The 22,620-nt window shown below is 42.5% G+C and carries 17 protein-coding genes and 1 pseudogene; 7 read left to right on the plus strand and 11 right to left on the minus strand.

The window, feature by feature from the left end:
- Positions 1–484: 484 nt before the first annotated feature.
- The 5 genes from FNW02_RS16665 to FNW02_RS39925 form a co-directional block, all read right to left on the minus strand.
- Entirely contained in the window at positions 485–1,021 is a 537-nt protein-coding gene (locus FNW02_RS16665; protein WP_191758634.1) for a hypothetical protein, read from the minus strand.
- Positions 1,022–1,217: 196 nt separating this feature from the next.
- Entirely contained in the window at positions 1,218–2,024 is an 807-nt protein-coding gene (locus FNW02_RS16670; protein WP_191758635.1) for an inositol monophosphatase family protein, read from the minus strand.
- A gap of 74 nt (positions 2,025–2,098) precedes the next feature.
- The gene (locus tag FNW02_RS16675) at positions 2,099–3,532 is read right to left on the minus strand and encodes a BCD family MFS transporter (protein ID WP_191758636.1); all 1,434 of its coding nucleotides are present in this window, start codon (positions 3,530–3,532) and stop codon (positions 2,099–2,101) included.
- 207 nt (positions 3,533–3,739) lie between these two features.
- Positions 3,740–3,988, minus strand: coding sequence for a hypothetical protein (locus FNW02_RS16680; protein WP_191758637.1), 249 nt, complete (start codon positions 3,986–3,988; stop codon positions 3,740–3,742).
- Between the two features lie 502 nt (positions 3,989–4,490).
- The gene (locus FNW02_RS39925) at positions 4,491–6,770 is read right to left on the minus strand and encodes a carotenoid oxygenase family protein (protein WP_191758638.1); all 2,280 of its coding nucleotides are present in this window, start codon (positions 6,768–6,770) and stop codon (positions 4,491–4,493) included.
- 196 nt (positions 6,771–6,966) lie between these two features.
- Between FNW02_RS39925 and FNW02_RS16690 the strand changes: the two are divergent.
- Both FNW02_RS16690 and FNW02_RS16695 read left to right on the plus strand, forming a co-directional pair.
- A pseudogene (locus FNW02_RS16690) lies at positions 6,967–7,131 on the plus strand (ATP-binding cassette domain-containing protein); the annotation flags it as partial.
- Between the two features lie 588 nt (positions 7,132–7,719).
- The gene (locus FNW02_RS16695) at positions 7,720–8,667 is read left to right on the plus strand and encodes an aldo/keto reductase (RefSeq protein WP_191758639.1); all 948 of its coding nucleotides are present in this window, start codon (positions 7,720–7,722) and stop codon (positions 8,665–8,667) included.
- Between the two features lie 6 nt (positions 8,668–8,673).
- Here the strand turns inward: FNW02_RS16695 and FNW02_RS16700 are convergent, their stop codons facing one another.
- The 4 genes from FNW02_RS16700 to FNW02_RS16715 all read right to left on the minus strand — a co-directional run bounded on the left by FNW02_RS16700 (position 8,674) and on the right by FNW02_RS16715 (position 12,851).
- Complete coding sequence (locus FNW02_RS16700; RefSeq protein WP_191758640.1) at positions 8,674–9,252, minus strand: Uma2 family endonuclease; 579 nt, start codon at positions 9,250–9,252, stop codon at positions 8,674–8,676.
- Between the two features lie 137 nt (positions 9,253–9,389).
- Positions 9,390–10,931: a DEAD/DEAH box helicase gene (locus tag FNW02_RS16705; RefSeq protein ID WP_191758641.1), complete on the minus strand. Its 1,542-nt coding sequence runs from the start codon at positions 10,929–10,931 to the stop codon at positions 9,390–9,392.
- A 100-nt stretch (positions 10,932–11,031) separates the two neighbouring features.
- Positions 11,032–12,351 carry a 30S ribosomal protein S12 methylthiotransferase RimO gene (rimO, locus tag FNW02_RS16710; RefSeq protein WP_191758642.1) on the minus strand — a complete coding sequence of 440 codons (1,320 nt, stop codon included), beginning with the start codon at positions 12,349–12,351 and terminating at the stop codon, positions 11,032–11,034.
- Positions 12,352–12,647: 296 nt separating this feature from the next.
- Positions 12,648–12,851, minus strand: a complete 204-nt coding sequence (locus FNW02_RS16715) for a hypothetical protein (RefSeq protein ID WP_191758643.1) — start codon at positions 12,849–12,851, stop codon at positions 12,648–12,650.
- Positions 12,852–13,169: 318 nt separating this feature from the next.
- Between FNW02_RS16715 and btpA the strand changes: the two genes are divergently transcribed.
- From btpA to FNW02_RS16735, 4 genes are all read left to right on the plus strand, one after another.
- Complete coding sequence (gene btpA, locus FNW02_RS16720; protein ID WP_191758644.1) at positions 13,170–14,015, plus strand: photosystem I biogenesis protein BtpA; 846 nt, start codon at positions 13,170–13,172, stop codon at positions 14,013–14,015.
- A 104-nt stretch (positions 14,016–14,119) separates the two neighbouring features.
- A complete protein-coding gene (locus FNW02_RS16725) occupies positions 14,120–15,106 on the plus strand; it encodes a vitamin K epoxide reductase family protein (RefSeq protein WP_191758645.1) in 987 nt (328 codons plus the stop codon).
- A gap of 736 nt (positions 15,107–15,842) precedes the next feature.
- A complete protein-coding gene (locus FNW02_RS16730) occupies positions 15,843–18,086 on the plus strand; it encodes a CHASE2 domain-containing protein (RefSeq protein ID WP_191758646.1) in 2,244 nt (747 codons plus the stop codon).
- A gap of 674 nt (positions 18,087–18,760) precedes the next feature.
- Positions 18,761–19,063, plus strand: a complete 303-nt coding sequence (locus FNW02_RS16735; protein WP_348535403.1) for a hypothetical protein — start codon at positions 18,761–18,763, stop codon at positions 19,061–19,063.
- Between the two features lie 641 nt (positions 19,064–19,704).
- Here FNW02_RS16735 and nadB read toward each other — a convergent pair.
- Entirely contained in the window at positions 19,705–21,432 is a 1,728-nt protein-coding gene (nadB, locus tag FNW02_RS16740) for an L-aspartate oxidase (RefSeq protein ID WP_191758647.1), read from the minus strand.
- Between the two features lie 186 nt (positions 21,433–21,618).
- On the minus strand, positions 21,619–22,047 hold the full coding sequence (gene psbU / locus FNW02_RS16745) for a photosystem II complex extrinsic protein PsbU (RefSeq protein ID WP_191758648.1): 429 nt from the start codon (positions 22,045–22,047) through the stop codon (positions 21,619–21,621).
- A gap of 359 nt (positions 22,048–22,406) precedes the next feature.
- Between psbU and FNW02_RS16750 the strand changes: the two genes are divergently transcribed.
- A complete protein-coding gene (locus FNW02_RS16750) occupies positions 22,407–22,616 on the plus strand; it encodes a hypothetical protein (protein ID WP_191758649.1) in 210 nt (69 codons plus the stop codon).
- Positions 22,617–22,620: the final 4 nt, after the last annotated feature.

Consider the following 22,620-nt stretch of genomic DNA (forward strand, 5'->3'; position numbering starts at 1 on the left):
TCATACCATTTTCAAAAATAATTGCAATATAATGAATCAGCTGTAGGGGCGTACACATGCCATTGGTGTCAACTTAACATGAAAGCCAGTAAGTGAAAAAGCTTTTAGAGGTTGTCTTCTCAAGAGTCTCCAACTGGGAATGCCTAATGAGGGCTGCCCCTCAAGACTAGCAGCAGAGCCACTTTTGATGCATTTCTAGTCTATTGTTGGAAACAAGGTTTTAAAGGAGTTTTAGCTTAAGTTAGCACCTATTTACAGATGTACGCTTCTACCCATGCTTATGTATGTGTAGTAAATATTTCTTTAATTTTAAAAACTTGCATCAATAGGACTTACGCAAAAGATCTCTCAAACTCTCATTTCTTTGCGTCCTCTGTTTCTGGAGCGGTAGCCTGCGACAAGCCGCTTCTCTAAGAGATGCTCCGCGTAGCAAGATCCCCGTAGGAGTATGCGTCTAGGTTATTTTGTAACTCGTGCGTAAGTCCTAATCAACTTTGCTTAACCAAGTAACCAAATCATTAGAGTCAAGTGCTATTTCGCTTCCTAACGTTTTGATATAAAGAAGTCCGTCGCTGATAATTAAATCTCTGATTGGATACCATGAGTCTCTTGTCCTAATCAGAAGTTCTAAGGGAATTCCTGGTCGTAAAGCATACTTACGATATTTCCACCAAGCTCGCCATAGGAGGACAGATTTAGTACACTGCATCTGATAGCCTTTTGGAACTTCGCAGTATTGATATTGATAAAAACCACGACTATTTACTTCTCCTTTAAGAAGATAACTAGATTCTGCTAATACCTGATTTATTGATTCCCAATGAGATGAGTTTGCGTGAATCGAAAATTCAGGGATTTTATGAGACAGTTGAGCAGTGGCAATTACCCCTTCGGTTTTGGCTGTCAATTGGTTTAATTTATACACTGTTTGCGCTGTCAAAGCAGGGTTTGACAACAAAACGTCTTTTTTTTGGATGGAGTTTTGCACAAACTCTCGAATTAAATCTAAATTAGACAACATAAAATTATTTATACTAAGTTAAGTAGTGTGATGGAAACTACAACACTATGTAAATTAGTAACTACACTAGTATTTAACTCGATTCAGGATTATTACAAGTTTTATTTATACTTAATCTTCGTTTAATATTAGGGTATGCCGCTCAAAAGGCTAGTTAACAAAATTACTGTTTACCTTTTAGCAACAAAGCAGCTCTTTAAATTTTTACGTCTTTGAGAAATGGTGTAAATACTGGAATCAATTCTGGACGACTAACGACAAGGGAGGGAAAGGAGCGATCGCTATAATCTTCTCCTGGCGACAAAGGAAACGGGTCTGAATTAAGTGATAACCAGACGCCGCCAGCTGCTTGGACAATCACCCAAGCTCCTGCCAAGTCCCAAACTTTGGGTGTCGCTTCAATACCGCCTAGTGTTGCACCAGTAGCAACCATCAGAAAGTTATAGCTAGCTACACCCAACATTCGAATTTTACAGGGAAAGCCGTTGCGGATAATTTCGGTGCTGCGAGAACAGAGGTTAAAAAAGTGATTGTTGCTGGGACTGTCAACACTAGTGTGAATGGGGTGGTGATTGAGAAATGCCCCTGTTGGTACTGTTAACCCAGATGAACCTGCCCAAAAACCATGAAAAGCTTGAGCCAATGGCGGCGCGTAAACATAACCAAAAATTGGTGTGCCTTTATACAGTAAGCCTAGAGAAATTGACCAGATGGGAATGCCGCGCGTAAAGTTTGTTGTCCCGTCCAAAGGATCAATTACCCAGCACCATTCTGTACCAGGAAATGACTGATCGCTCTCTTCGGTCAAAATTCCGTAACCAGAGAAATTAGAAGCGATCGCATCCCGAATTTCTTGATCTGCCCATTTGTCGGCTTGCGTTACCAAACTACCATCAGCTTTTTGCAAAGCCTGCACCTGCCCAAAATCCTGCATCAATTGCTTTCCCACTCTGGTAGTGGTGGTTTGGGCAAAATCGAGAACTGTTGTCCAAAAATCACTCATTGATTAATTCTCGCGCTTAGGTGTTTCTGAGCCAAGTTAGGTATATTCAGGTTTTGGCTAGTGAAGTCTCCAGTTTAATCTAAATCACTTTCTAAAACAGAAGCGATCGCTTGCTTGGTACTTGTTTGAAATTCTGTTACATTCACCCGATTCAGAAACCAAATCGACACCACCATCCCCACGGCTTCTAGGGCAAATACTAATCCGTAAGCTAGTTCCAAACTGGGTAGTACCCTACGACCAATATCCAAAACAGTGCCACCTACGACTACTGCCAGTCCCCTAGAGATAGACTGTGCCAGACCCCATGCTCCGATAAATGTACCTGCGGCTTCTGCTGCTGTCAGATCCAGCATCAAGCTAATTGCTGCTGTGGTCAAAAAACCGGTTGCTAAACCAAATAAGACCAAACCTAGCTTGAGAAAAGCTGGATTAGCTGTGAATCCTGAAATACCCAACAATGCTGCACAGAGTGCCACTAACATACAACCGAGGCGGGCACTTTTGCGCTTACCCAAACGCGGCACAATCAAAAAGCCAGCTATGACGTAGGCAATCAGCAGACCAATGCCATAATAAACATTCAACTTGGTGCTTTCCGCCAAAGGCATTTTAAACACTTGACCAGCATAGGGTTCCAAAACAGGGTCTTGCATGAACAAGCAGAGTGTCATTACCACCAAAAAGGTGAAAAATAAACCTGTTTGTGGACTTGCCGTTAAGATTTTCCAAGCAGCCCCCAAGGTAATGCTGTCTTCTCGGTTTATCAGTGTAGAACGGCTAGAGTAAAGAGAGTACTTTTTCTCAACGCCCAATGTCGCTGCGATCGCTAAGCCAAATACAATTGCTGGGACAATCACAAATAGCCTGTTGACTGCTGCTTGCAAGGTTGCTACGCTGGCTTCTGGTGTTAATTCCTTCAGCAAGTTAGAACTGATAATTGCCCCAACAATAATCCCCACCATTAGCATCGACCAAACAACACCGACTACTTTTGAACGGTTATCTTCTTCAGATATATCCACCAACAAAGCCGCAAAAGCAGTACCACTAGCACAAATTGCTAGACCATAGATAGCAAAAACTAAAGCCAGAAGTGCTATCCAGCCGATAGTTTGGGTTGTCCATACCCAGCCGCCTGCACTAGTAGCCGCACTATTCATCTGCCACATCACTTGTACAGCTAAAAATGCAGCGATCGCAAATATCGCTGCTCCCACCCAAACATAAGCTGTCCGGTGGTATCCCCACAAGGGTTTGGCATCCGAAATCTGCCCGAACCAGACACGAGAAGGAGCAACAAATAAAGGCAGTGCTAGCACTACTGACACTAGCGTTGCTGGAATTGCTATTTCTTGAATCATGACTCTGTTGAGTACACCCAAAGTCAAGATGGACATCATGGCCAAACCCATTTGGAATAAGCCCAGCCGAAACATAGTCAGCAGATTAACCCTCGGCATAGCTAGAGAGTTTGTTTGGGCATCAAATACATCACCGCTTGCCATAGCTACTTTTTCGTATGGTTTACTCTCTTATTAACTTAAGATAAACCGTTCGCTAAAACTTAAATCCGACATTACAAAAAAACCCCCAGTAAATCGGGAGCGTCAATTGTTGGGTTTGGCGGTGAGGCAGATGCTCATAACTTCACCGGAATTGGGACTTGGTAGCAGGGAATTCCTGTCTCTAAAGTTTGCATAGCACTTCTACACTCACTCAACTGCATAAACGGCATCAAAACCAATTCTTTCTCCCCAAAGTGCTGCATCAGTTTGCTTGGATCGTAATCGAAGACTCGTTTCGACAAAATCATCACCGATTTCGTAATCTCCTGTTTCAACATTAATCGAGATAAGTTTGCCGATGTTCTCTTCCGTCTCAACTTTGGCACGGATACTTCTTTTATAGAGTTCTTTTCCACGCCAGGACATTTCTTGGCTACTGAGCGTAGGGTGGGACATAAATAAATCCCCTGTTTAAGGTGTTAGATTCTTCACTTCATTGTAGAGCAGAAGCTACAGAGGTTAGAGAGCAAAGCTTGATTCTGTAGGAGGTAGGAGAGCGATCGCCTCAAAGCAGCAAATGGTAAAAAAGCTTTGAAAAACCAGAAAGTAAGAAAATCAAACATAAAATTTCTTACTTTAGTTACCATAGGCAAGCCATGTCAATGGTTTTGAGAGCCATTCTCTCACACGATTGCGCGGTAATGGCTTGTAAAGATAAATTTCCTTATATTTTCCTTATATATTGAACTCCAAGAGTGCTGCCTCACCTGCGGGGGGAACCCCCGTTGAGGCGACTAGCGTTGCTGAGTTAGAAATAGAGGGACGCAAGGCTTTGCGCTCGTACAGCAATAATTAGTTTAAAGTCGGAGTGATCTATTTGAGCCGACAGAAGTGTAGAGGGCGATCGCACAAATAATACCATGCCCTCTACACTACTTAAATAAACCTACTATTAACCTTATCGAGTTGCCATCTGTGCCTCAGAAACCCAATTGCCGTGGAAGCCATAAGGAACGCGCTGTGGCATGATTATCCGCGCTACAGGTGGAGCTGTGATATTTCGAGCATCAACGACTAATAGCTCAGACTTTTTCGCTAGTGCATCCCAAACCATAGTTAGCAACCAGCCATCATCTTCAGAAGTAGCACCAGGACGAGGTGCAAAGACACTATCACCACCAAAGCGTCCCCGACCAAATTCATGTACTTGAGTGCTACCAGTCTCCAAGTCATACTTGAGTAGACCATCCAACAAAAGTCTAGGTCTCATGTAAGTAGCCTGTCGGGATGCGTAGACGTAACGTGTCTTTCGCCCAGTCAGGTCATCGTTAATCCGAGGAAATTCCGTGGCGGTATCATTGCTATTTAGCAATTGTTCTTTCACAACACCCGTTGCCAAATTGATCCGGTAGAGATATAGGCGGAAGTGTTCAAATTCAGTATCTCCCCCCTCACCATTGTCTTTCTGAGGAATAAAGAGATAGGTATCGGGTGCTCTGGTGGCGATAAGTACCACTTCGTTGCCTTCCTCCCAAGCGTTAGCAACATGGTAGAGCATACAGGTCGAGATATTGAACCAGCGGATAGTTCGGTTATCGCCGTGGCGATGTACGATGCCGATGCGGCTGGGGTTTTGCTTCTCAAATTTAATGGGCAACTGATCCTGCATAATCCGCATAGGACTAAAGACAAGCGGCATATCCAGAAAAAGGGTGTAGTGCTCAGTGATGGCAAAATCGTGCATCATCACTGGCGCAGGTATATCAATAGGTACAGTTCGCAACATTTTGCCCTCTGCGGAAACCACGCTGTATTCCAGATAAGGAGGAGCAATAGGTGCAAAGCCGATCACAATCATTTCACCCGTTTGAGCATCGACTTTTGGGTGAGCGGTAAAGGTAGAAGCAAGCTTACCGTCAAAGGTATGTACCCCAACTGTTTCTAAATCAGGAAGACGAATTTCATAAGGTGCGCCAGCTTCCCACAGTGCCAGCAGTTTGCCTGCGTGCCATATAGTCGAAGTGTTAGCAGTATTCTTCATCATCAAGCCATAAGGGGCATCAAATCGAGGCAGATTCAGCAAACCAGGCCAAATCGCCTTACCTTGTTTTTGCTCAATCTCAAACCCCTCTGTGCGAATGTAGCGGTTACGGTAGCTGGCTTTGCCGTTGCTGATATTTACTGCGTGGAGCATTCCATCCCCATCTAACCAGTGATGCAGTCCAATAGGCTCAAATTGGGGATTAGGGCCGTTGCGGAGAAATATGCCATTCAGTTCTTGGGGTAGTTCACCAATGACAGTTAGGTTGTCGGCAGTTATTTCTTGCTTGACAGGGGCAAAATTATCAGTCAAATAAAAATCTGCCATATCTTCTGCCAGGATATTAACTCTGGCAGTAGTGCTGAGGCGACTCAAGATTTGGTAAGGTACACGAGCGTAGTAGCCAGTGACCGAAGGCCCTTTATTGACTATTGATGACCGCTCCATCTGTAAGACATTAGCTAGGAATTTGCTATCCATCAAAGCGCTCATAAATCGCCGCTGCAAAGTACTAGGGCGAGTACCAGCTGGGGCTGCTGTGGCGAGCGCGAGGGTTTGTATGAGTTCCTTTTCTTTTGCATCTAACACACCCTCGGTATACATCAGCGAGTTGAGAGCTTCGTATAACTCCTGAAAATCTTTTTCGTCAGGATAATTTCCTAAATAGGCTTGAAGCCAGCTATAACACTCTTCTGGTTTGACAGGTTGATTGTTTGATAATAGAGTTTTAATTTCTGGATCTTCAGTCAATCCTTTTTGTTGTGCAACTCCCTGTAAAAATTCTTTTTCTTCAGGTTCTAGTACTCCATCAATCCAAGCAATACCAATGAGAATTTTTAAGAATTCTTTAGCATTTTTTGATGGTTTATGTACTATTTCAGCTTGAGGAATTGGTACGTCAAAATGCTCATGTGTAGTGGCATCAGGACGAATATTTTTCTCTGTGGAAAACAAGACTTTTGAACTGTCTGCTGTTTTGACAATAAGAAATAAGTCGGGATTACCTTCAAATTTTTCAAATTTACCTTTAAAATCAGCTTCAGTGTAGTTAATTTCAAAAGTTCCAGTACTATTGGTTTTAACTTGTCCTAACTTATCTTTCTTGACAGTATCCTTATCAAATGCTTCAACTATTAAGTTAGGAATTCCTAAACCGCTTTCAGCTTCGTAAATTCGTCCAGTAACTTTAAATGTCATTATATTTATCCTTAGTTAATTTTTCAAAAAAGAAACGCCTGGTGATTGAAATCAGCTTTAAATGCATCTAAGAAGACTTGAGTGTTTTCAAGATTTCAAAATTTGAATCAAGATGCAAGGACAGTTAAGACAGTTAAGACAGTTAAGTAAATATTTAATAAATGCTTAATAATTAGTTTTTAGACTCTTGAGCTTTTTGAGCCGTCCTGGATGCACCTTTAACCTGACTAAGCAATTTGAGCGGCATGTTGCCGTGAATGATTTTGATTTAGAGATCTAAGTGGGTGAAGTTTATGGACTGATTGGCCCAAATGGCGCAGGTAAAACGACAGTCTCTCCAGCTTGCGAAGCATCGACCGAGCAAGGAAATTGCCTAGTAATGGCTCAAAGAACACTTGCGATCGCATACTTTTCACTTTGATACCACAAGCATTTCTTACTTGTGACTCAACAATGACGCATCAAATCCTTAATGCTCAATACCCTATTTGCAGTCTTGTCCATGACGATACACTATAAAAGTCAAAAAGCTTGAATAAAGACTTATCACAACAGAAAGCAGGAACCAGCTAAAAAATAGCGATCGCATTCCAGCAAGGTTAGAGAGCAATACTTGGTTTTGTAAAACAGCGATTGCCTCAAAGTAGCAAATGGTAAAAAAGCTTCAACAAAGACTTATCACAACATTAGACCTCTTGCATAAATGCTTAAACTGTCATGTTGACGGAGCGAAACATCTGTTGAGATTCTTTTCTCCACTGCGTTCCGCACCCTGCGGGTTCGCGTAGCGTTCGGTAGGAAAGAAACCTACAGAATGACATTCCTGATTTTTGGACTTTTGCAAGAGGTTCATTTAGATCAGTTTGAGCTATGGTGTCCAATGCCCAATCTTGCCTGTAACGATACACTATAAAAGTAAAGAAATGTAAACAAAATAAATTTTGCCAACATGGAAACCATCACATTGGGGCAGAATGGCCCAGCTGTTACACCCTTGTGCATTGGCACTTGGGCTTGGGGTGATAAACTCTTTTGGAACTATGGCGATGACTATGGTCAGGAACAGTTACAAGAAGCCTTTACAGCATCCTTAGAAGCTGGTATTACCTTCTTTGACACTGCGGAAATTTACGGAATGGGAAAAAGCGAGAAATTTTTGGGGCAATTCCTGCAACAAACACAACAACCAGTACAGATTGCTACAAAATTTGGCCCTCTACCGTGGCGATTTACAGGTCAATCGGTTTCCGATGCTCTAACAGAAAGCCTCAAACGACTACAACTAGAGCGAATTGCCCTGTATCAAGTGCATTGGCCTTTTGCTTTTCTTTTAAGTCAACAAACTCTGATGAATGCCTTAGCGGATGAGGTGAAGCGGGGTAGAATTGCCGCAGTAGGTGTTAGTAATTACTCGGCAGAGCAAATGCGAGACGCGCACCAAATATTAGCAGCCCGTGGAGTGCCTTTAGCTGTAAACCAGGTACGTTACTCTTTAATTACTCGCCAAATTGAAAGTAAAGGTATTATGGCAACTGCTCGTGAGTTGGGTGTGACTATCTTGGCATATAGTCCTTTGGCGCAGGGATTACTCACAGGTAAGTACACCACTGATAGTGCTGAAACTCCCAGTGGAGCAAGAAAGATAGACCCACGGTTTAGTAAAGAAGGCTTGCAAAAAATTACACCTGTGATATCTCTACTACGCAGTTTGGGAGAAAAATACGATCGCACCCCTGCCCAAGTTGCTCTCAACTGGTTAATTGCTCAAGGGAACGTCATTCCTATTGCTGGAGTGAAGACAGCCCAACATGTACGGCAGAATGCTGGCGCTTTGGGCTGGAGACTGAGCGAAGATGAAATTAAGCAGCTAGAGGAAGTTAGTCGCCCTTGGCTGTAGTATTTCTTACTCAAATACAGGGGGCCACAGTTCTGATACTGTTAGCTCCCAACCTGGTAATAAGTTTGGTAGTGTCAGTTTGTCGTTATCTTGCAAGATTACTGGTTCTTGGTTGAGTCGATAAACTGTTAGCGTCAATTTATCAGGGTCAATCAAGATACCAACTGTACATCCAAGTTGTAAGAATAGCTGAATTTTTTCTACTAGTGGTTTGATGCGGTCTGACTTGGATTTGATTTCTACCATCAAGTTAGGTACTAGCTCTACAAAATCGCGCTGGCTTTTTTTGAATCGATCAGCACGAACAAAAGACACATTAGGAGCACGAAGATTTCGTTTTTCTTGATCGGATACGGTTCCGTTTTCAGTTTCTAATGTATGCAGAATAAAACCAGCGCTAGAACCAGTCACCCGTCCTAGCCGCTGTGGGCGCACATAGTTACCAAGCAATCTAATTAACTCAGCACCTATTTCTTCAGAAACGTAATCTGATGGGCCTATAACAAGTATATTTCCGTCTACTAGCTCCATCTGCCATTCGGGATGCTCTGCTTGTAGTTGCTCTAAGTCTGTAATGGTGAACATAAGACGCCGGAAAATATATCTTTAATTATGTTCCTACAAACTAATAAAAGAAATTAGCCATCCTTGAGTGCAAGTCATTAGTCCTTTGTCCTTGTTTTTCACTAATGACAAATGACTAATGACAAGTGACTTAATGACTAAGAAGCCGATTCCCTCGCTGTGTGTGAACCTAGCTTTTTATTTGTAGGCGACACCGAAGACTCGCGACTGCTTGTCCGCAGCTTGGGCTTGGGAGTACCATGTCTTTCTTCTTCACCATTACTGGTATCAGATTTGCTCCAAGAGGAGCGAGTGCGATCGCCATTCGATTCACGACGCTTGTTAAGTCTTGGTTTTGGAGTAGGGCCGTTGTCTTCTTGGGGAATCTCCACGTCCGATTGCAGCCAAGCGGGACGAGTTTGATCGTAAGCGATTTGCAATGCAGCTGCGGCGATCGCCTGAGCATCGTATTCTTCAATCAGTTCGCTAACTATCGGCAAAAATGAAGCTAAACGCTCGCCTGTCAAAGCTTCTCGCACTTGTTCTTGCAATTTCAGGATGTGACGCGCTTCAATTTGTGCCCGCGTTGGAATTGTCAGCAATTGCCAACTTTGGCGGTTATGACGTTCAAATGTCTGCTGCTTGCGCCGCTCAAAAGGCTGTACTAAAGAAATTGCTGTTCCTTCTTTCCCCGCTCGACCAGTACGACCAATACGGTGGACGTAGGTTTCTACGCTATCGGGTAAGTCGTAGTTGATCACGTGCGACAGTTGATCGACATCCAATCCCCGTGCTGCAATATCAGTTGCTACCACCCAGCGCACTTGGCGATTGCGGAATCTGCTCAATAATCGTTCTCGTGCTTGCTGTGACAAATCACCGTGGTATTCATCGACACTATGACCAGCTGCTTGCAGTTGATTGGTGAGTTCTGCGGCTGTGCGTCTGGTACGAACAAAGATTAAAGCTGTTTCTGGGTCTTCCATTTCCAGAATCGGCTGTAAAGCTTTGGCTTTTGTCCAGTGGCGGGGAATCAGGTAAGCTACCTGATTAATTTTATTGGGAGCGGCTTTTGGCTGTTCAACGGTGACTGTTGCAGGCGATCGCAAAAACTTGTTCACCAACATGCGAATTGATGGTGGCATTGTTGCCGAGAATAAAGCTGTTTGGCGATCTACGGGCGCTTGGGAAAGAATTTTCACCACATCATCGATAAAGCCCATGCTCAACATTTCATCGGCTTCATCCAACACAAACCACTTGACTTGATCGAGCTTTAAACAACCGCGATCTAGCAAGTCAATCACTCGTCCTGGCGTACCCACTACCATGTGAACGCCACGTTTAAGTTGTAAAATTTGGCGGTCAATTGATTGACCACCGTAGATTGCTAACACCCGCAATCCTTCATTGCCAATGAACTGCTCAATGGCATCGTGAACTTGCATTGCTAATTCACGAGTTGGTGTTAAAACTATGGCTTGCACGGCCCTTTGATTAACATCCAGCCGCTCTAAAATTGGCAGTGAAAATGCTGCTGTTTTACCTGTTCCAGTTTGAGATTGACCCACTACATCACGACCCGCCAGCAGTTGGGGAATGGCTTGAACTTGAATGTTAGTTGGTTCGGTAAAGCCGATTTTTTCTAGTTGCTCGACGCGTTCTTGGGAAATACCTAATTCTTGAAACGAAAGATTCATCAAATCTCCTAAGATTTTATTTTGGATTTTTTGGATTAGTCGTTAGTCATTAGTCTTTGATTATTGCTTATTGGTCATTTAACAAAGGACAAATGACGATTTAGTTATTGACAACTTGACCATAGAGATCGTATGTATCGGCATTGTGGATCGCTACTGGCACGATCGCTCCTAATTTTGCTGTGCCTTTAACATAAACTTGACCATCGACCTCTGGGGAAAATCTACCTGAACGACCGATTAATTCACCACTTTCAGGATTTTCTTGCTCAATCAGGACATCAACAATTTTGCCTACTTCCTGTTGATTTTTCTTTTGAGAAATTGGTTGTTGGAGTTCCATCAGCTGGTATCGGCGCTCGTCCATCACTTCTTGAGGTAGCTGATTCGGTAGCTTGTAAGCGGGGGTTCCCTCCTCAGGCGAAAAAGTGAAGACACCAACATGGTCAAATTCATGCCGCTGGACGAACTCTAATAGATGCTCGAAATGCTCTGTTGTTTCTCCTGGAAATCCAACAATAAATGTTGTCCGTAGCACCGCTGATGGTAGCGCCGTTTTGATGCGATCTATAATCCCATCATTTACACGTCCTTGCCAAGGACGGTTCATGGCGCGAAGAATTTCAAGATGGGAATGTTGCAAGGGCAAATCCAAGTATGATAAGACGTTGGGCGTTTCTTGGATTGCTGCTATGACATCTGGAGTCAGTCCAGTGGGATAAGCATAGTGCATTCTTATCCACGGTACATCTACTTTGCCCAAAGCGCGAAGTAATTCGGCTAACTTTGGCTTACCGTAAATATCCAGACCGTAATTAGTCGTGATTTGGGAAATTAGAATAATTTCCTGCACCCCTTGACTAACCAGTTGCTCGGCTTCGGCAACAATAGATTCAATAGTACGCGATCGCTGGTTTCCTCGTAGATAAGGAATAATACAAAACGCACAACGATAATCACATCCTTCGGCAACTCGCAGGTAAGCTACACCTTCGGTTGTAGTACGATAGCGTGGTGTAGTCTCGTCGGCAATGTAGGTTGGTTCGATACTAACCTGTTTGACCCGCTCGCCTTGTTCCACCCGCTCAATTACATTTACAATTTTGTGATAGTCGCCTGTACCTACTACAGCTACCGCTTCTGGCAACTCATCCAACAATTGTTCTTGGAAATGTTGCGCCATGCAGCCAGTGATTACGATTTTTTTGTCTGCCTCTGCAAGCTCCACCAAAGTTCTAACAGATTCTTCTCTTGCTGCTTCGATAAAACTACAGGTATTAACAATAACGTAATCTGCTAATTCTTCATTTGTATCTACACCATAGCCTGCTTCTACCAGCAGTCCTAACATATGTTCTGTATCAATTCGATTTTTCTCGCAGCCTAGGTGAGAAATTGCAATTGTTGGCTTATCACCCATATTTTGAAAAAATCTTCAGTTTTTTTTTCTTGTAATCAAACATTCAAGCACTAGCTCCGCTGTTTTACTATCAGCATCTTTATGAGGACAGTGCAGTAGTAGATTACCACTGTCATCAACCGTCTGTGGACTAATGACCCTATCAATATATAGAAATAGAGGTCATGTTATGATATTCTTATCAATCTGTTCCCCAGGGTAAAATGAAGTGTCTTTGGGTACATTTGACACTTGTAATCTTTTTTAACAATTCGCCTGTTGGTATTTTATATTACCGCAGCGTATGCGTTGTTAATTTACCCATCGGGAAGCCGCCCAAAGGGCTTGTTGTGAGAAGTCGCTACCCTCAGGGAAATCGCGCTCTTTGCGAGACGCTCTGTGAACGCGACTACGCCTAATAAAGCAGTAATGTTACCCTGGCGATTGGCTGGCCCCAACGACAAATGTGTGGGTGAGACGCCTAAACCACGGAAAGCTGCCTCGCGTCTTGTGAGTGGCAAACTCCTCTTGTTAGCCAGGTTTTATCTTAACATATCTTATGGGAGGTTTGACCCCAATTTCCGTCTTAGGATGGAGGCAGTAAACCGACCATCAGAAAACACATTTGACTAGTTCGTTAAAAGTCAAGAGTCAATGGTCAAAAGTCAAGAGTCAATGGTCAGTCCAGAGTCAATGGTCAAAAGCTCTTGGACTCTAAACTTTTGAACGCTAGATGCTAAGAAAGCGGGAACGCTAAAAGCGAACAAGTTGAGCCAATGTCCTGGCTCCTCTAGACTTTTAATTTTGGACTCTGGACTCCGCGAGGCGGATTTAAAGACGTGGACTTATATCAGCTATTTAAAACTCGCTTACCAATAATTGGCGTGGTTCACCTGCTACCACTGCCTACTTCACCTCGTTGGGGAGGTAGCTTAAAAGCGGTAATCGACCGCGCCGAACAAGAAGCTACAGCCCTGGCTAGTGGAGGGGTTGATGGGATAATTGTGGAGAATTTTTTTGACGCGCCGTTTACTAAAAATCAAGTTGATCCAGCGGTTGTGAGTGCCATGACTGTGGTGGTGCAGCGGATACAGAATTTGGTGACATTGCCTGTGGGCTTAAATGTTTTGCGAAATGACGCCAAAAGTGCGATGGCGATCGCCAGCTGTGTGCGATCGCAATTTATCCGCGTCAATGTTCTCACAGGGGTGATGGCAACCGACCAGGGATTAATTGAAGGAGAAGCCTATCAATTACTCCGCTATCGCAGGGAGTTAGGTTGTGATGTCAAAATCTTAGCCGATGTATTGGTGAAGCACGCCCGTCCTTTAAGTTCTCCAAATCTCACAGTTGCCGTGAAAGACACAATTGAAAGGGGATTAGCAGATGGGGTAATTTTGTCCGGTTGGGCTACTGGTAGCCCTCCTAACTTAGACGATTTGGAACTGGCTTGTGGTGCAGCAGGTGGTACACCAGTGTTCATCGGTAGTGGAGCTAATTGGGAAAATATTGATACACTGATGCAAGGAGCAGATGGTGTAATTGTTTCTAGTTCCCTGAAACGCCACGGACGAATTGAGCAACCAATTGATCCAATTCGCGTCAGTCAATTTGTGGAAGCCGCACGTCGGAGTTGGAACTCCAAAGGTGAAAGCAAATCGATTTCCTCAGTAAAGCTACATTAAGTACTGGGGACTGGGGATTGGGGACTGGGGACTGGGGACTAAATTCTTCCCATATACCCAATACCCAATACCCAATACCAATACCCAATACCCAATAGCAGTTTATGATTCGCCGCCGTTCTACCCCTTGGATTCATAAGTGGTCGCGCCCATTGATGGGGGCGATCGCTGGATGTGGTGTCCTAACAACAGGTTATATCACGATAGAAAAGTTAACAGGAGGCAGTGCAGCTTGTCTGGCACAAGCTGGTGCCAAAGGCTGTAATGATGTACTTTCTAGCCCTTGGGCAACGGTTTTTGGTCAGCCATTAGCCTTGTTTGGGTTTTTAGCGTACACCAGTATGATGGTATTTGCTTTGGCTCCCTTAGCAATTAAACCAGCGGAAAATAAGGAAAAGCGTCAAAAGCTAGAAAACTGGACATGGTTGCTGCTATTGGTGGGAGCGATCGCCATGTCTATTTTCAGCAGCTACTTAATGTACCTGCTAGCATTCCAAATCAAAGCCTTCTGTCTTTACTGTATCGCCTCAGCTTTGTTCTCCCTCAGCCTTTTGGTACTGACAATTATTGGTCGTGATTGGGAGGATATTGGGCAAATCTTCTTTACCGCCATCATTGTCGGGATGATCACGCTGATTGGCACTTTATGGGTCTTTTCTGGCGTGAATCAACAAGTTGTGACACCCGGAGCACCTGGACAACCTGTAAAAATTTCCTTTACTCCGCAGGTACAGCCTAATCGAGAATTTGGTTGGGAAATTACTACCACCTCTGGTGAGGCAGAAATTTCTCTAGCACGCCACTTAGCCAAGATAGGCGCTAAAGAATACAGTGCTTATTGGTGTCCTCATTGCCACGAACAAAAGTTGCTTTTCGGTAAAGAAGCCGAACAAATAATCGACGAAAATATTAAGGTAGAGTGTGCTGACGATAGCCCAAAAGCTCAACCAGAACTGTGTAAAGCCGCAAAAATAGAAGGCTTCCCCACTTGGATAATCAACGGTCAAAGCTATAGCGGAGTGCAAAACTTGGAAGAACTGGCGAGAGTTTCTGGTTATACAGGTTCTCGTAACTTCAAGTATTTCAAATAGTTGTCCTAAAAAAGCTTTTTTGTGACAACTTGGATTTTATAACTAATAGTCAACTGATTGGGGATTTGGATTTGCGATCGCGCAGCGTAAAGCCTTCTCTACGAGACGCTGCGCCATCGCTTAGAGCGGGTCTTGTCTACTACGGCATCTAGATGTGCGGATTACACTAAGGGCGAACGGACTTCTTAAAGACGAAGCATGAACTCGAAGAAATATCCTTAAACCAAATTATGTCTTGCAAATTTGAGCTACTGCTAGACTGGGGTTCATCGGCTTGTTCACTCTTAACGTTCCCATAGGGTAGTAAGTGGCGTTTGTTCACCTCTATCTGGCGCTCAAACTTTCCGCAAAATCTAAAATTGGCAGTCAACTGGATAAATACAGCAAAGTCTGTTTCCAGTTGGCTTTTTTGTTTTCAGTTTGACAATAAATCTGTGAGTTTAATTAAGAAAATTTTACCAGATGAGCCTTTTAACGTTGAACTCGTCGATCTCACGTTAAACAATATTTATACTGAACTTGTGCTGATAAATACAAAAGTTTCAGTTGCCGTTTGAGCAGATAATTAGTACTAATGAATGATAATACATCAGAACTACCCAGTATTATATTGAGGAAGCTCACTCTCATTGAAAAGATTTCTAGAAATTCTCTATAGCTTCCAAGTGAGCTATATTCGCCAAGTAGTTGATAACTATATGAAATATACAATATTTCTCCCCACTAGGTAATGGGAATGAATAAGCAGCTAGGCAAGCGTTTTGTGAAGTTAATGTTTGGACTGAAACAACCGCTTAGTCGAGGACAAAAGGAATTTATTACTGCTACCAGCGTTGCTATCTGTGTCTTGGTTTTGCGTGCTATCGGATTATTTCAATCCTTAGAATTGGCAGCTTTAGATCAATTTTTTCGCTTACGTCCCAATGAGCCGCCAGAACAGCGCATTACTATTGTAGCGATTGATGAGGCTTCTTTAAGCAGAGTTGGTTCCTGGCCAATTCCAGATAGCGATATTGCCAAGTTATTACAAAAATTAAACGTCTACAAACCCCAAGCTATTGGCTTGGACATCTACCGGGATTTGGTAGTACCTAATAATGATTTAGCAGAAAAGCCTGTTAATAAAGAACTACTTGATGCGTATAAGTCAATGCCAAACTTAATTGGTATTGAGCTGCTAGCCAACGACAAAAACAAAAATGGCAAAAATAAAAATGTTGGTGTTGCACCCCCGCTGGGGCTGAATCGAAATCAGGTAGGTTTTAATAATGTAGTGTATGACCCTGATGGCAAAATCCGTCGCAGCTTGTTGTATTGGCATGTTAATGAGCATCGGGTACACGAAAGTTTTGCCCTGAAGCTGGCTTTATTATATTTAAAATCACAGGGAATTACTCCCACCAAAGCAGCTAGCAATTCTGAGTATTTACAGTTGGGTAAGGCGGTGTTTACTCGTTTTAAGCCCAATGATGGTGCTTATGTCAGAGCTGATGCTGGCGGCTACCAAATTTTGTCCAACTTTCCCAAACCTGGATGTTCAAGTCCATCTGCTGAATTCTGTGGCTATCCCCAGGTATCTATGAAAGATGTACTGGCAGATAAAGTTGAAGAAAACTTGATCAGAAATCGCATTGTACTTATTGGTTCCACCGCACCCAGTCTTCAGGATTTTGTATTCATTCCCTATTCCAGCCGTTTAATGGGTACAGCAAATCCTGTATCTGGTATCGAACTGCAAGCTTATTTTATCAGTGAGTTAATCTCGGCTGCCGTTAAAGGGAGACCTTTACTCGAAGTATGCTCTGACTTAGTGGAAGACTTATGGATTTTTGTCTGGTCTTATGTGGGAGCAGCTACGACATGGCGAATACGACACCCGACTACGAGCTTTATAAGTATCTTAGTTTCTTCTTCTGTGTTGAGCTTGAGTGCTTACCTTGCTTTCTTATATGGTTTGTGGATACCAATTATTCCTCCGCTGTTTACTTTTGGTATCTCCGCTATTTGGATGACCAGTCATATTGCTCATATGCAAGAAGAGTGGAAACGCTCTAAAGAGTTTTTATATCACGTGATTAACACTATTCCTGACCCAATTTTTGTAAAAAATGAACAACATCAATGGATTGTTTTAAATGAAGCTTATTGTCGATTCATTGGTTATCCCAATAAGTTGTTAATTGAAAAGTCAGACTATGATTTTTTTCCTAAACATGAAGCTGATATATTTCGACAACAGGATGAGTTTGTTTTCCGAACTCAACAACCGCAAGAACATGAAGAAGAATTTACCGATGCCAATGGTCAGACTTATCAAATTGCCACTAAGCGATCGCTCCACAAAGACGCAGCTGGCAATTTCTTTTTAGTTGGGGTTATCCGAGATATTACTCAGCGCAAACGAATAGAGGAGCAACTTAAGCGTACAGCTGCCGAGTTATTCCGCTCCAACAATGAATTAAAACTTAAAGAGGATCATTTACGTTATCTGGCATATCACGACTACCTCACCGGTCTATCCAATCGCAAATTCTTCGTAGAACAACTTCGAGAGTCCCTACATTGGGCACAAATCAATAATCTGTTACTGGGATTACTATTTATTGATTTAGATGGCTTTAAGCAAGTCAATGATACTTTAGGACACGAGATGGGCGATCGCCTACTGGTAACTATTGCCCAACGACTCAGCCACTCCCTACGCGCTAGTGATACAGTTTCCCGCTTGGGTGGTGATGAATTTACCGTGATTTTACGGGCAATTCCCAACGTACAAGTAGCTGCTAAAGTTGCCGAAAAAATTTTAGACAGCATAACTGAGCCAATTGTTTTGGATGGATACACTACTAGAGTTTCTGCCAGCATTGGTATCAGTGTTTACCCATACAACAGTCAAGATAGTGAAACCTTGATTAAACAGGCAGATACCGCAATGTACTACGCTAAGCGCTTAGGTAAAAATCGCTACGAGTTTGCTTAATTAGTTGAGAGTAAAGTTTTTAGACCATTCTCAATCAGGTTAATATTTTTACCATTAAATTACGAGTAATGAGCTTGAGTTTCATGCATTGCGTACACACTTAAAACATTACTTTTAAGTTGTTATGGATATCTAGCAAGTCTTTGTGACTTTTTTTTTGAAGATTAAACTCAATAATAAACCTAGACAAATAATTAGCAACCAAGAAGATAAGCTAGCTTATCTTCTTGGTTGCAAGTATTATTACTTAAAAAAATATACTTGTACTTATTCGGTTTTTTCATAGGTTATTAAAATAACTTGTTCTGTAATGCTTGCAAAATAGCGATTTTGCTGTTTTAGCTTTAAATATCTTTACTACCATGCAATTTTTACTATACTAAGATTGAAGTAATATTGATATTCTTTCAGTTTTATTATTCATTGAACATAGTGTTTATACGCATAGTTATTAAAAAATTATTAATACGCAGTAAGTTTGGCAATTTAGTCGTGGCAATTAATTAACATCTCTAACTTTAGACTGATGTAAAAAGGGTATATTAAGAATATTTCTTAGGTGTTAAGACTATTTAACAGTAATAAATTGACGCTGCTCTGCAATTTACTACCACAATTACTTATTTACACCACCGTACATTGAATGAAGTTGGAATATTGGTGCAGTCAAATAAGTGAATATACTGATTTTAACAAAAAATACTTACTTAAATAAAAATACAGTGGATTTACTGAAAAAGATGAAAACTAACCTCAGAATCACAAGATTTGTAATGTTTTGTATAAGCATTTATGTCCTAATTCCGAATATTGCTGATTGCACAGTTGTCTTCGGTAGCGTGACTGCTAATAGTTTTAATGCTTCTAGCAGCGATAGTTCAACAACTAGCAAAGTTAATCCTCAAGGTTTAAAAGACATATATGTTCCACCAAATTATGGTAGTCCTGACAGTCAGTATGGTAGCGGCACTCGCTAGCTAATACATACAAAATTAATAATTAGGCTGAGCAAGTTTTTCAAAAACAGATTGAACATGTTTTAGATTAGAACTATTTTGACAATCAGGTAGCAAAGAATGAAATTTTCATCCTGAGTTGTCACACAACGTGCTTTTTGCGCTTACTCTTGTTCATAAATGTCTCCTCTAAAAGATTATCTTTTAGAGAGAAAATCACAAATTAATAATAATTCATCGGTGTTTACCTGTAATTAATTTTTAACTTAAATCCACATTTTTCTAAGAAGTCTATTTGATATTCTCTACAAACTACTTTTTTGAGATTAGTACAACTAAATTCTGGTATAACATCTGATAAAAAACCAGTTTTTCGTATCTTTTAATACTAAAGCTGTGTTTTGAAAGATAGAACAAAGCTAATACTAATACAACTATAAATTACTTTTTATTTCCTGCTGCTACGTGTAGCCAATTGAAGGATAAATGGTATAAATAAGTAAGGATATTTGTACCTAAATTGCAATAATGTATGATAGTAATAGTAATTTAGACATAGGAAAAATGCTTGATACAGGCACTTTACAACACGTTTACCACTTAGTAAAACAATATATCTTTAAGCAATTTAGTATCAGCAACCAAAATGCTTTAAAGAATTTTTAATTGTTGACGACTGGAGATTTCCACCAGTTATTTGTTTGCACAAGTGTATGGGCTTGCCAGTCTGAATCCGGTTGAGGATGATCTAGACGGTAGTGTCCACCACGGCTTTCGGTTCTAAAAGCAGCACTTTTGAGAATTAAATGAGCCACATCTAATAGATTGCGGGTTTCTGCCCAAAGTCGCAATTGCCGTTCAACATCTGGTAAGTTGAAATTAGCTGGTTCTTTTGGACGTAAAGAAAGCAAAAATTGACTCAGAGGCAAGGCAGTGAAATCTTGCTGCCAAGATTCAATAGTGGCGATCGCCATCTCTAAACCTGATTGTTCCCGACAAATACCAGCACTTTGCCACACAAGACGTGGTAACTTCTCTCTTAGTGTTTCTAGCTGTGCTTGCTGGGTTTGCCATTCATTGGTGTCAACACTAAATTCTCGCAATGGTAGTAATGATGTTTCTGATGGTAGCCCAACATCTGTCAACTCAATATTAGCCATCTGTGCCCCAAACACGATACATTCGAGCAGGGAATTACTGGCAAGACGATTTGCCCCATGCACTCCAGTACTGGCAGTTTCACCCACCGCGTACAAACCAGGGAGATTTGTGCGGTTCATCAGATCCGTGGCAATACCACCCATCCAATAATGAGCAGCAGGGGCTACAGGAATTGGTTCACTGAAGACATCAATGCCCCAATGCTGACAAACTTTAATGATGTTGGGAAAGCGATGACGAATTTTGTCAGCGGGGATGGGGCGCATATCTAACCACACATGGGCAGTGGCAGGATCGAGGGCGGTGCGTTGCAAATGACTGAAAATTGCTCTACTAACAACATCTCTTGGTGCAAGTTCACCGGCAGGGTGATAGTCAAAAGCAAAACGCCGCCCTTCGTTATCAACCAGGTGTGCCCCTTCGCCGCGTACAGCTTCACTAATGAGAAAGCGATCAGCACCTAATTTGGTAAGAGCTGTGGGGTGAAATTGAACAAATTCTAAATCCCGGAGGATGGCCCCGGCTCGATATGCGATCGCTACCCCATCACCCGTACTCACAGCCGGGTTAGTGGTTTGGGCAAATACTTGACCACCACCACCAGTTGCTAATACCACAGCACCAGCTCGTACCCATGTAATTTCACCTTGATAAAACAGGCTAATTCCTTGACAGCGAAAAGTCGGAGCGGCGGAAGCCGCCGCTCTGAATTTTTCAAGACAGAGGCCACTTTCGGGTTCAATCCACAAACTCAACGCCAAAGCTTGCTGGATGACTTGAATATTCTGGCGGCGTAATACTTGAGCAGTTAGGGTGGTGGTGACTTCCCTACCTGTGGTGTCGGCAGCGTGGAGGACACGGTTACGAGAATGGGCAGCTTCTAAAGTTAAAGCCAAGGCTTTACCATGACGATCAAAAGCTACGCCTAAGTTGACCAAGGATTGAATGCAGCTAGGGGCTTGTTGGGCGAGGAATTCTACGGCAAAGCGATCGCATAAAAGAGCACCTGCCCGGATCGTATCTTCAATGTGCAGCGAAGGAGAATCTTCTGGGGCAACCGCTGCGGCAATACCACCTTGTGCCCAATCACTGGCAGACAAGGCAACAGTTTCTTTAGTAATTAAGCCGACTCGTAAGGATTCTGGCAGACACAGCGCCGTGTACAGTCCAGCGGCACCAGCGCCGACTACTAAAACATCAAATTGGCTAGGAATATCTATCTTAGGCAAGGTAAGGGGAGGGGGGAACGGGGGAAGGGGAGAGAGGGGGAGGGGGGCAGCAAGAGACAAAAGAGAAAATTTTACTTTGTCCTCCTTGTCTTCCTTATCTCCTATTATCTTCCCCATCTGTAATAGAAAATTCCCACTCCCTAGGATTAGGAGTGGGTTGCTTGTTACATCAACTGCAATATCCAGTTATCTGTAGATACCGTTGTTAACGCGATCATCTCCTTCGTTGAAGGCAGGTTCAAATTCTGTCACGGTGAAGTGATCGAAGTTGGCTTGCAGAGTTTGTTTTTGGCGATCGCTCAATCCTGGAAGATCCAATACATCCTCAACCTTCTGGTAAGGAGCATTTTTGATGATTTTCTTAGCAAGGGTGGGATACAGCCCTGGATACTGTTGAAAAGCTCGCACGTTAGTGTTATTCAAATCAATTTTTTTACCGAATTCCGTCCCTAGCTTAGCGTCTGCTCGATTCTGGCGCTCAATTGCCAAAACGTGAACTTGAGGAAAAGCAAAACTGTTGAAACTAGCAGCTTGGGCTATCTGAGTTGTTCCCAGCCATCCCCAACAGCCAAGTAACAAACTAAACACTGTTAATAAACGCACCAATCCTTTCACGATTTTTCTACCTCTTTGCATCAAACAATAAAAGCTTTAAGCCAACAGCTGTCAGTGGTCACTAGTCATTGGTCATTCGTTAGAGTACCAAGGACAAAGGACAAAAGCTGATAGCTCAATCAACACAGCAGTCATCAGAAACTAATATACAGCGTATTAATATCCACAATATTTGCCGTTACTGGGTTTGACTGTGTTTTTGCCAAAAATTATTTCTAGAGGGAAAGCTGCCTGTATTGCTGGAACAGCGTTGCACCTTCCACAGACCCCAGTTAGCATCCCTGTCTAGGCAAAATTTTTTGAGGGTGTTCCCTTTACTTATGTTGATGTAATACCAAATATTTCTTAACTAAATTGCTATGACCCCAGTTCGCACAAATAAAAAACTGGCGTTGGGGTGGAGGAATTTCTGGCAAGTGGCGTGGGAAACCCCGTTAGCCCTAGGCGATGGCTCGCCATCGCCGTCAGCCAGCGCACCCTGCAAGATTCTACAGACAACTTTGGGCCCATGCGACGGGTTCTTCAATGCCCATTGCCATAAGCCCGATCGCGATACATCTAATGTTTAATTAT

Origin of the sequence: Komarekiella delphini-convector SJRDD-AB1, assembly GCF_014831675.1 — a bacterium.
Classification (GTDB): domain Bacteria; phylum Cyanobacteriota; class Cyanobacteriia; order Cyanobacteriales; family Nostocaceae; genus Komarekiella.